Origin of the sequence: Lentzea indica, from assembly GCF_012184385.1 — a bacterium.
Classification (GTDB): Bacteria; Actinomycetota; Actinomycetes; order Mycobacteriales; family Pseudonocardiaceae; genus Lentzea; species Lentzea indica.
Map to the genome: position 1 here is coordinate 94,400 of NZ_VSRL01000004.1, position 10,336 is coordinate 104,735.

Annotated in this window: 9 protein-coding genes and 1 pseudogene; 6 read left to right on the forward strand and 4 right to left on the reverse strand. The window is 67.0% G+C overall.

What is annotated here, in order from left to right; genetic code table 11:
- Positions 1-48: 48 nt before the first annotated feature.
- Together FXN61_RS02245 and FXN61_RS02250 are read left to right on the forward strand one after the other, a co-directional pair.
- Positions 49-1,269: a glycoside hydrolase family 16 protein gene (locus FXN61_RS02245; RefSeq protein WP_167969704.1), complete on the forward strand. Its 1,221-nt coding sequence runs from the start codon at positions 49-51 to the stop codon at positions 1,267-1,269.
- A 159-nt stretch (positions 1,270-1,428) separates the two neighbouring features.
- On the forward strand, positions 1,429-2,328 hold the full coding sequence (locus FXN61_RS02250; RefSeq protein WP_167969707.1) for a hypothetical protein: 900 nt from the start codon (positions 1,429-1,431) through the stop codon (positions 2,326-2,328).
- Positions 2,329-2,332: 4 nt separating this feature from the next.
- Here the strand turns inward: FXN61_RS02250 and FXN61_RS02255 are convergent, their stop codons facing one another.
- From FXN61_RS02255 to FXN61_RS02265, 3 genes are all read right to left on the reverse strand, one after another.
- Positions 2,333-3,190 (reverse strand): ornithine cyclodeaminase family protein, encoded by an 858-nt coding sequence (locus FXN61_RS02255; protein WP_167969709.1) that lies wholly within the window; start codon positions 3,188-3,190, stop codon positions 2,333-2,335.
- A gap of 81 nt (positions 3,191-3,271) precedes the next feature.
- Positions 3,272-3,433 (reverse strand): DUF397 domain-containing protein, encoded by a 162-nt coding sequence (locus tag FXN61_RS02260; RefSeq protein ID WP_167969711.1) that lies wholly within the window; start codon positions 3,431-3,433, stop codon positions 3,272-3,274.
- A 10-nt stretch (positions 3,434-3,443) separates the two neighbouring features.
- Positions 3,444-4,361 carry a helix-turn-helix domain-containing protein gene (locus FXN61_RS02265; protein WP_167969713.1) on the reverse strand — a complete coding sequence of 306 codons (918 nt, stop codon included), beginning with the start codon at positions 4,359-4,361 and terminating at the stop codon, positions 3,444-3,446.
- A 31-nt stretch (positions 4,362-4,392) separates the two neighbouring features.
- On the opposite strand from FXN61_RS02265, the gene FXN61_RS02270 reads away from it, so the two are divergent.
- A complete protein-coding gene (locus tag FXN61_RS02270) occupies positions 4,393-4,590 on the forward strand; it encodes an HC3 family zinc finger protein (RefSeq protein WP_167969743.1) in 198 nt (65 codons plus the stop codon).
- Entirely contained in the window at positions 4,572-4,820 is a 249-nt protein-coding gene (locus FXN61_RS02275) for a hypothetical protein (protein WP_167969715.1), read from the forward strand. Before FXN61_RS02270 ends, FXN61_RS02275 begins: the two co-directional genes overlap by 19 nt.
- Before the next feature lie 4 nt (positions 4,821-4,824).
- Here the strand turns inward: FXN61_RS02275 and FXN61_RS02280 are convergent, their stop codons facing one another.
- On the reverse strand, positions 4,825-5,667 hold the full coding sequence (locus FXN61_RS02280) for a DODA-type extradiol aromatic ring-opening family dioxygenase (protein WP_167969717.1): 843 nt from the start codon (positions 5,665-5,667) through the stop codon (positions 4,825-4,827).
- Positions 5,668-5,693: 26 nt separating this feature from the next.
- Between FXN61_RS02280 and FXN61_RS02285 the strand changes: the two genes are divergently transcribed.
- Together FXN61_RS02285 and FXN61_RS02290 are read left to right on the forward strand one after the other, a co-directional pair.
- Positions 5,694-8,813: a phosphodiester glycosidase family protein gene (locus tag FXN61_RS02285; RefSeq protein WP_167969719.1), complete on the forward strand. Its 3,120-nt coding sequence runs from the start codon at positions 5,694-5,696 to the stop codon at positions 8,811-8,813.
- A 48-nt stretch (positions 8,814-8,861) separates the two neighbouring features.
- Positions 8,862-10,336, forward strand: a pseudogene (locus tag FXN61_RS02290) (DEAD/DEAH box helicase); the annotation flags it as partial.

A 10,336-nucleotide genomic window follows, 5' to 3' on the forward strand; every position in this document is an offset into this window, starting at 1 on the left:
ACTTCCGAACCACTGGGCGCACAACTAAATCCCGGAAAGGTCGGTTCGATGCAGCGACGCATCGGGACGGCCCTCGCTGCCGCCGCTTTGGTGGCCGCGGGGTTCACCGTCGCCACCACCAGCCAAGCTCCCCCTGCCAACGCGGCGGTGACCTGGGCCGACGAGTTCAACGCCCCTGCCGGCACCGGTGTCGACGGTGGCAAGTGGCAAATGGAAGTCGGTAACAACAACGGCAACAACAAAGAGTCTCAGTGGTACCAGGCGGGCACCTCGAACGCGGTGCACGACGGCGCCGGCAATCTCGTGATCACCGCCAAGCGCGAGAACCCCGGCAACTACCAGTGCTGGTACGGCCGTTGCGAGTACACGAGCGCCCGCATCAACACCGCCGGCAAGTTCACCCAGACCTACGGCCGGTTCGAAGCGCGCATGAAGATGCCGCGCGGCAAGGGCATTTGGCCGGCCTTCTGGATGCTGGGCGCGGACATCAACAGCGGCAACCCGTGGCCGGGTTCCGGCGAGATCGACATCATGGAGTTCCTGGGACACCAGCAGAACACCGTGTACGGCACGATCCACGGCCCTGGCTACAGCGGCTCAGGCGGCCTGCTGCACCAGTACAACGGCCCGAACTTCGCCGACGGCTTCCACAACTTCGCCGTCGACTGGCGTCCGGGTGAGATCGTGTGGTCCGTCGACGGCCAGGTCTACGGCCGCAAGACGCCCGCCGACCTCGGTGGCCGGACGTGGGTGTTCAACAAGCCGTTCTTCATCATCATCAACCTCGCGGTCGGTGGTGAGTGGCCGGGTTACCCGGACGGCAGCACGACGTTCCCGCAGCAGCTCGTGGTCGACTGGGTCCGCGTCTCCAACGACAGCCCGCCGCCCACCGGTGGCACGGAGATCCGCGGCATCGGCGGCAAGTGCGTCGACGTGGCAGGGGCGAACACCGCCAACGGCACGCCCATCCAGATCACCGACTGCAACGGCAACAACGCCCAGAAGTGGAGCCGTCCCGGTGACGGCACCATCCGCGCGCTGGGCAAGTGCATGGACGTCTCGGGCGGTGGCGTCGCGAACGGCACAGCGGTCCAGTTGTGGGACTGCAACGGGTCCGGCGCGCAGCAATGGGCCGTCAGTGGTGCACAGGACATCGTGAACCCTCAGGCCAACAAGTGCCTGGACGCCACCGGGAACTCCTCGGCCAACGGCACAAGACTCCAGATCTGGGAGTGTGCGGGCACGGCCAACCAGAAGTGGCAGGTGTGAAGCTTCTCCCGGCCTGGTAGCGCATGATCGGGCCTGGAGAATCACCGCGCTGGACGTTGAACCCCTGCGGCGGAAGGGTTCACGTCCAGCGCGTTTTCATGCGCCACGCGTCCGTTTGCCTATAGCCTGTTCGTCGTCCTGGTCGACGGAAGGCGGTCCATGCAGGCGCTGGCACAGGGCACACAGCTGACCGACCTGCTCCTCAACAAATACGGCTTGGCGGTCTTCGCCGCGATCCTCAGCGGGCTGGCTGCGTACATCACCGGCACACGTCTGGAAGCCAAGAAGTCCAACAAGACCCTCAAGCAGCTGTCCTGGGACATGGACGTGAACTCACGGCTCGTCTCGATCAAGGACGAGCTCAAGGAGAAGGTCCAAGTCAACTACGCCGGCGAGCCCGTCAAAAGCCTGACCACCGTGACGTTCCAGGTCGCCAACACCGGCGGCGCCGCGGTGATGAACCAGTTCTTGCGGTTCGCCTTCCCCGACAAGGCGCGGATGCTCGAAGTCAGCCTGGACCCGCGCCCCGAACCGGAGTTGGACGTGACCGAGGTCACCGAGGACGTGCCTCCTGGCAACCGCCGCTATCGGATCGGCCAGCTCGAACCAGGCCAGCGCGTGCAGTTCAAGTTCGTCTCCGATGGTGGTGACTGGGCGGCATGGCAGGGCATCCACCCGAAGAACGACGAGGGCGGCGTCGTCTTCGAACGCCGCGACGTCTCACGAGTGAAGGCCGACAAGGAACACGTCCGGCCATTCCTGATCCAGGCAGTGCTGCTTGTACTGACCCAGCTCGTGCTGAGCAACGTCGCGTTCTACCAGGACGTCTTCCACCTCGTGCGCATCGCAATCACGCTGGTGCTCGGCGGCCTGTTGTTGTCGCACTTGATTCCGATCGTGCGACTTGTGGAACGTTTTGTGACCGCCTGGCAGGACATGGGAGGTCAGAACGAGTTCCACGGGAGCCCCGATGGGCCCGTGATCCAGGCACACAGCATCAACGGCGGTATCTACTTTCAGGAGCGTGACAAGCAAGACGCGAACCACGAAGAGACCTGACCAGCTATGCCAAAAGCCTTGCCACGGCCCAGTCCTGCACGGCGACGCCGACGGACTTGAACACGGTCCGGCCCTCGCGCAGCGGCGGATTCCCCAGCGCCGCACCGAGTTCGACGAGCGACTCCAGCCTGAGCACGCCGCTTCGCACCGCCCGGATGATCTCGCCGGCCTCGCTCAGCGCCGCCTCGACCTGGTCCACCACAACGACTTCCGCGGTCGCGAGCAACTCCTCGGGGAGCTCCCGCATCACCGGCCGATACGAGCCGATGGCGTTGACGTGCACCCGTTCCTTGAGCGCGTCGCAGGCGAACAGCGGCACGGTCGACGCCGTCGCACAGCACACGACGTCCGCGCTCTGAACGGCCTCCTCCGCGTTTATCGCCACGTCCATGACCGTGTCCGGCAGCTCGTCCTTCAGGCCCTCCAGCAACGCCTCGGCTTTCTCGGCGTTCCGGTTGAACACGACGAGCTTCTTCAACGGCCGCACGGCGTGCACCGCACGCACCTGGTCCGCCGCCTGTGCGCCGGCCCCGAGCAGCGCGAGGTGTGAGGCGTCCTCGTCGGCCAGCAGATCCGTTGCCACACCGACGACAGCGCCCGTGCGCAACGTCGTGAGCGGCACCGCGTCCGTGACGAACTGCCCGTCGGGGTGCGAGTAGACGACCGTGCCGGTGATCACCGGATCCCGCTCGATCTCGATGCTGACCACCTTGACCGCCGTGGACCTCGTCGGCCGGTGGTGCACCGCCATGACGAGCGACCGGCTCTCGCTGAACGCCTGCCGCGGCGGTAGGTCGAACTCCCCCGCGGTGAGCCCGACGAACGCTTCGCGGACGGCATCGATCGCTGCGGGCATGGTCATGGTTCGGATGGTAACGACCAGGCCACGGCTGGGGTCCGGGGCCTGGTCGCCAGCGTGCCGGGGCAGGTCCCTTTGCGCCTCTCAGCGCTCTCGTGTGACGTTCGCGAGGAACGCGGTCCACGCAACGGCGCCCACCTCGATGTGAGCGGCGGGCGCCTTGCTGTCCCGGATGCCGATGCCGGTGGCGACTTCCACGCAATTACCTGCGTTTCCGCTCCGGGCACTCCTGCGCCACTCGGCCATCGGTGTCTCCTCATGTCAGCAGCCGCTTGATCAGCCCTTTCGATTGTTCCGCATCCAAGGCGATCTCATCGAGCGCCTCCAACACCCGCTCGTACGACTTCACGGCGAACGGCGCCTCGATGATCAGGCTCGAGTTCTCGCTGTCCAGGAACACAACCGGCTCGTACTTGTCGAACGTCAACATGTCGAACGACCCCGCGAGCCCCGCATGAGCGCCGACCGAGAACGGCACGATCCGGATCTCGACGTACGAGCGCGCCGCCATCTTCAGCAGATGCTGCAGCTGCGCTTCCATGGCCTCGTGTCCGCCGATCGGTGACAGCAGCGCCGATTCGTGGATGTAGAAGAGGCATTTCAATCCCTTGCCCAGCACGATCTGACGCTCGGTGCGGGCCTGCACGCGCTCATTGACTTCGTCCTCGGGAACGTTCGCACACGACGCGATGACGGCCCGCGCGTACTCCGGCAGCTGGATCAGCGCGTGCACCAGCGAAACCTGCCAGCTGATCAGTTTCTTCGCGGCGCGCTCGTGCTCGATCAACGTGCGCGGCCGGATCGGCGTGCATGCCCCGTGGTCCTGCCACCAGCCCTTGAGATTGGCCTCGTTGAAGAGCGACAACAGGTGGTCGCGTTCACGCGGCGGCGTCCGGCACACGCCCAGCAGCAGAGCCAGCTCCAGCTCGGTCGACCCGCCCTTGCCGTTGACGAGGTCCGAAAGCTTGGCTTCCTGCCAGTCCAGGAGCTCGGCGACCGCACGTGAGGTCATACCGGTGCTGGCGATGGCCGCGCGGAGGCCGTCCCCGAACTCACGACCCCTTGCAGTGGAGAATCTTTTCGGCATGGCGAGGACGGTAGACCCATTCTCAATGGTCTCAGAACGTTTGGCGGCAACATAACCCAAAAGGGCGTTAGCTTGGAGGCCTTCCAAGCTACACAATAATTCTGTGAAGTTTCGTTGGATGCCCCACAAGGGGCGGCGTCACGCCATCCCCGACGAGTTGACCAGGGGGCAGCTCGTCGAGACACTATGCGGCGACCCTGTTGCGCCGCAACAATTCAGCCTCTGGCGCGAGAAGAACGTCTGGCCGACCTGCTGGGACTGCGACGGCGTCTGGCGCGAGAACGAGGGGATCCTGCCATGGCCGCGGAAATCCTGACGGAGGACCTTCTACGCATATCCCTTCAACGCCTCTCGCGTGAGGTGGTGAAGACTTATCCACAGTTCGGCGAGATGCTCGCGCAAAACATGTTGCGCACGTGCGGTCTGATTCCCGATGTCGAGCGCGCGGAGCACTACAGGGAGCTCGGCACGCTTCTCATCGACCTCGGCCGCCTGTACCTGGCCGAGGCCGACGTGCTCAGCACCGTGGAGGCACCGCCGACTTGAAGGGCTAAGACATCACGACCGCACGGCCGTTGGTGTCGAACTCGTGCGCCAGAACAGTCAGGGCCTGACCACCGGCGGCCCAGGCAGCCGTCCAGGTGAGGCATTCGGCGGCGCCGTTGCCGCCGCGCTCGACCAGGTCAACGCCGATCTCGTCGAGCCACTCCCCTGACGTGCCACCGATTCCAGCCAGGAAGGCCTCGTCCCACGTGCGCACCAGCTCGCGGATCGTGCCCTCGGTCCGCGCCTTCTCGTTGACCGACTTGATCCACGCCTGGCGCTCCTCCTCCGTCAGCATCACACCGGTCTCGGGCTCGCGGAAGCCCGGCAGGTCGTGCGCCAGACCGCCGGATCCGACGTACAACATGCGCTTATCAGCGAAGAACTCGCCGACGCGGCGTCCCAGCGACGCCGCGCGGCGGAAGGACGCGTGCGGCGGGCTGGCGCAGTTGATGAAGATCGGCAGCACGGGCTTGGCATCGACAGCGCCCAGCAGGTCGCGGGTCGTGTGGCCGAACGCGTGATCCAGCGCCGCGCGGTAGGCCGTGGCGATGTCGAAGTCGTGCGCGACAAGATCTGCCACCAATGCTCGTCCCAGCTCGGCCGGCACGTCGTACGAACCAGTGGGGCCGGCGACGTCGCCCTGAGCCGTGGCCTCCAGAACCACCGCGAAGGTGGGGACCACTTCGCGGAAGGCGCGGCGGTGGTCCGTGCCGAAGAAGACGACGAGCTCCGGGTCGAAGGCCAGAACAGCCTCGCGGGCGGTGGCGATCGCCTCGCGGACCGGGCCGTGGGGTGCGCTTGGCAAGGTGATCAGGTGCGAGGCACAGACCGTTAGGCGATTCTTCACCGGGCCAGTCTAGGTTCCGCGCTGTGATGAGACGTGCACTTGCGGTGATCATCACCGCTACCCTGCTTGCACCCGTTTCCCCTGCTCACGCCGACATCTCAAGACGGATCGAGACCGAACGGACCGAGAGACCCGTCGCTCCCGGCGTCACGCTCAGCTCCTTCGACTGGTACGAGCCCGGCGGGTCCGGTGGCTGGATCCGCGGTGACGCGCTCGCCGTCGACCTCACCAGAACGCAGGTCGGGTACGTCGATCCCGGCACCGTCGCGCAGGCCGCGCCCCTCTCCCAGCAGGCTTCAAGAGCCGTAGCGGCGATCAACGGTGATTTCTTCGACATCAACAACTCCAACGCACCCGAAGGCGTTGGCATCCAGGACGGGCAGCTCAGAAAGTCCGGTCAGGGACGTGCGGTGGGCATCGACGCGGCAGGTGTCGGCAGCGTCATGGAGACCTTCTTCGAAGGCACGCTCGACGGCACGCACAAGCTGACGCAGCTCAACAGCTCGCGGATCGACGTGGACGGGATCGGCGTCTTCAACCCGTTGTGGGGCACCTACAGCAGGGCGCGCGCTGTGCAGGGTGCGACCAACACGGCCGAAGTGATCGTGCGCGACGACGTCGTGCAAACAGTCGGTAGCCCGAGCGCCGACCCCGTCCAGGGCTACGCACTCGTGGGCAGGGACAAGGGCGCGGACGTGCTCAAAGCACTCAAGCCCGGCGACAAGGTCAACGTCACCTACCAGAGCCGCACCAGCAACGGCAGCGAGCCGAAGACGGCCATCGGTGGGCGGCATCTGCTCGTCAAGGACGGTAAGAACGTCGCGCCGGCAGACCCGCTGCATCCGCGCACGGCGGTCGGGTTCTCCGCGGACGGCAAGAAGATGGTCATGCTGACCGTCGACGGACGGCAGGGCGCGTACCTGCTCGGGCTGAACCTCAAGGACCTCGCCGACGCCATGATCGAGCTCGGCGCGCACAACGCGCTCAACCTCGACGGCGGCGGTTCGTCGACCATGCTCGCCCGCGAACCCGGCACGACCGAGCTCAAGGTCGTCAACACGCCGTCGGACGGCGGTGAGCGCCCCATTCCCAACGGCCTCGCCCTCTACGCACCCAGCGGCACCGGCAAACTCGTGGGATTCAACGTCGGCACCAAGGACAAGCGCGTCTTCCCCGGCATGACCCGCAGGATGACCGTGCGCGGCTACGACGAGACGTTCGGACCGGCCAGCAACAACGAGCACGTCACGCGCGCGACCGGTGGTTGGGCGATCGGCGACACCTTCCACGCGGCACCGCACTCGGGACCGGCGTCGTTCACCGCGTTCCGCGGCCGCACCACCAACACGACCACACTGACAGTGCTGGGCAAGCTCGCGCGACTCGCGCCGGCCAGTTCCCGGATCAGCCTGAGCCTGGACGAGCGCAAGCCGTTGCAGATCAACGGGTTCGACGCCAAGGGCTTCAGCGCGCCGATCGAGCGGGCCGACCTCGACCTCAGCTACGACCGTTCGATCATCGAGGTCACCCCGGATTTGCAGGTCAGAGCTCTCAAGACCGGCGCGACCACGGTCAAGGCGAGGGCGCAGGGCAAAGAGACCCAGCTCGCGGTCACGGTCGGCGTGAACGACCAGCCGATCGCCACCTTCGACGACGCTCCACAATGGACTTTCGGGTCGGCCCGCGCGACCGGCTCAGTGGCACCGGAACCCAATGGCCACACCGGCGGCGGGCTGAAGCTGAGCTACGACTTCACCCAGTCGACCGGCACGCGCACCGCGTACGCCGTGCCGCCGAAGCCGCTCCAGGTCGACGGGCAACCACTCTCGCTCGCGGCCTGGGTCCACGGCAGCGGCAAGGGCGAGTGGACGGCGTTCACCGTGACGGACTCGACCGGCCAGTCGCGGTCGCTCTACGGCCCGTACATCACGTGGCACGGCTGGAAGCAGCTCGAAGTCGCGGTGCCGCCGGAACTCAAGTTCCCCATCCAGGTCAACAGGTTCTACACGATCGAGACGAAGGCTGACCGCTCGTACAAGGGCGAGGTGATCGTCGACGACATCACCGCACGAGTCCCGCCCGCGGTCACCCTGCCACCCGCGCCGGACCTGCGCGAGAACGTGATCGGCCGAGCGGAGGGCTGGAAGTTCGCGGTCATGTCGGACGCCCAGTTCGTGGCGCGCAACCCGGACAGCGATCTGGTGAAGTCCGCCCGCCGCACGCTGAGGGAGATCAAGGCTTCCGATGCCGAGTTCGTCGTGATCAACGGCGACTTCGTCGACGAGGCGTCTCCTGACGACCTGAAACTGGCGAGAAGAGTGCTGACCGAGGAGCTCGGCGACTTCCCCTGGTACTACGTGCCGGGCAACCACGAGATCATGGGACCGGGCACGATCGACAACTTCCGCCGCGAGTTCGGGGCGACCAACCGGACGTTCGACCACAAGGGCACGAGGTTCGTGCTGCTCGACTCGTCGACCGGAACGCTCAGAGGCGGCGGCTTCGACCAGATGGAGATGCTGAGAAACGCGCTCCACACCGCCGAAGGCCAGGCCGTCGTGATGATGCACCACCCACCGCGCGATCCCACGCCCGCGCGCACGAGCCAGCTCTCCGACCGGATGGAAGCGGCCTACCTGGAAAAACTGCTGTCCGAACGCGACAAACCCACGGCGTTCATCGGCGGGCACGTCGGCGGTTTCTTCGCCTCCACTGTGGACGGTGTGCCGTACGTGATCAACGGCAACTCCGGCAAGGCACCTGCCGAGGCGGGCGGGTTCACCGGCTGGACGCTCGTCGGCATCACCGACCGCGGCGTGAAAGCCGAGATCCGGCCGCACGTGGACTCCCTCCACGTCCAGGCACCGGCGAACCTGCGTTTCGGCAAACCGGAAACGGTTGCGGCGACTTTGAAACAAGGTTCCCGGACGTTGCCGGTGAAGTATCCGATGGGCGCGGTGTGGGAAGGGTCACCCGGTCTGCACGTGGGCGACCTGTCCGGGGTGAGGCCGTGGCACGTCGCGTGGCTCGATCCCGGCACCGGGCTCCTCACCGCGATAAGGCCTGGTCAGGTCAAGATCTCGGCCACCGTGAACGGGGCGACGAGCAGCGCGGACGTGCGGGTCAGCCTCCAGGAGGCCGCCTGACCTGGTCTGAGTGAGTGCGATGTCGGGCGGTGGGGGAAGATACTCGTCATGACCACCGCCGACAACGGTTTCGCCGACCTGGGGCTGCGGCCCGACATCCTCAACGCACTCACCACCCTGGGCTACGAGGAGCCGACGCCGATCCAGAGTGAAGCGATCCCGCCGCTGCTCGCCGGCAACGACCTGCTGGGGCAGGCCGCCACGGGCACGGGCAAGACGGCGGCGTTCGCGTTGCCCCTGCTGGAACGCATCGCCGACCGGATCGGCAAGGGTGAGAAACCGCTCGCCCTCGTGCTCGCCCCGACCCGTGAGCTTGCCGTGCAGGTCTCCGAGGCGGTGCACCGCTACGGCCGCCACATGGCGCGCGCGTGCTGCCGATCTACGGTGGCCAGCCGATCGGCCGCCAGCTGCGCGAGCTGTCCCGCGGCGTCGACGTGGTGGTCGCGACCCCGGGCCGCGCGATCGACCACCTGCAACGCGGCACGCTGCAGCTCAGCGACCTGCAGGTCGTCGTGCTGGACGAAGCCGACGAGATGCTCGACATGGGCTTCGCGGAGGACATCGACGCGATCCTCAGCGAGACGCCGTCCGAACGGCAGACCGTGCTGTTCTCGGCCACGATGCCGCCGCGCATCGACCGCATGGCCAAGAGCCACCTGCGCACGCCGGTGCTGATCCAGATCGAGCGCGAGAAGACCGAGCCCGGCGAGGCCCCGCGCGTCCGGCAGACCGCGTACCTGGTGCGCCGCGAGCACAAGCCCCGCCGCCCTCGGCGCGTGCTGGACGTCGAGTCGCCGACCGCCGCGGTGTCTTCTGCCGCACGCGCGACGAGGTCGACCAGCTCACCGAGACCCTGAACGGCCGCGGCTACCGCGCCGAGTCGCTGCACGGCGGCATCAGCCAGGAGCAGCGCGACCGCGTGATGGCCCGCCTGCGCGGCGGCACCGCCGACCTGCTGGTGGCCACCGACGTCGCCGCCCGAGGCCTCGACATCGAGCAGCTCACCCACGTCGTCAACTACAACGTGCCGTCCGCGCCGGAGGCCTACACGCACCGCATCGGCCGCGTGGGCCGTGCCGGCCGTGAGGGCGTCGCGATCACCCTGGTCGAGCCGCGCGAGAACTCGATGCTCAAGACCATCGAGCGCGTCACCAAGACCAAGATCCCGATGGAGAAGGTGCCGACGGTCGCCGACCTGCGCGCGAGGCAGCTGGAGCTGACCCGCTCGTCGCTGGAGGAGTCGCTGATGGAGGACGACCTCTCCCGGTTCCGCGTCGTGGTCGAGACCCTGGCCGACGAGTTCGACGTCATGGACATCGCCCTGGCGGCGGTGAAGCTCGCCCACGAGGCCTCCGGTGCCGCCGCGGACGAGGAGGAGATCCCGGAGGTGCGCCCGCGCGAGGACCGGCCGCGCCGCGACGGTGGACTTGGTCGCCGACGTCAGCACCACGCTCACGCCGGTGATCAGCGAGATGCCGACCATCAGCGCGGCCGCGGTGATCGCGGTCCTGCGCGGGTTGCGT